This window comes from Erwinia plantamica (assembly GCF_043420595.1).
GTDB classification, from domain to species: Bacteria; Pseudomonadota; Gammaproteobacteria; order Enterobacterales; family Enterobacteriaceae; genus Erwinia; species Erwinia aeris.
The window spans coordinates 1-384 of record NZ_JBGCUC010000142.1 but is presented as its reverse complement, the minus strand read 5'-3'; the positions used below and the strand labels follow the sequence as shown (position 1 = coordinate 384).

Here is a 384-nt window from a genome sequence, read left to right as displayed (position 1 = left end):
AGCACTTCCCGCGACAAGTCCTGAAAGGCAGTCGCTTTATTTGATCGGAACAATCTATGTCCAGTAACCCGCCCCGCGAATTTGACCGACTGCTACAAGATGCGCCGCTGGTGCGGGCAATGGGGGGAGCACTCTCGATGTTTGCCACGCTGCTTGCGCGTCAAGGCATTGTCGAGGCGAGCGAGGTTGCAAACTTGCTGGGTATCTATGCGGTCGCCACAAGCGAAGTCGATAATGAAGAGGGCATGATCTTGGGATGCTGGGCAGCTATGATCCGCGACGTGGCGGAGCAACAGCGCACATCTGCTCGCAAATAGCCCCGGCGCGCACGGCGCTAGCCGTGAGCCGCTTCGATCTTCTGGGCAAGCTCGGCCAGGTGATCGG

The 384-nt window shown here is 59.1% G+C and carries 1 protein-coding gene; it reads left to right on the top strand.

The features are described from left to right. Nucleotides 1-56 precede the first annotated feature (56 nt). Entirely contained in the window at nucleotides 57-317 is a 261-nt protein-coding gene (locus AB3U87_RS22505; protein ID WP_225870704.1) for a hypothetical protein, read from the top strand. Nucleotides 318-384 lie beyond the last annotated feature (67 nt).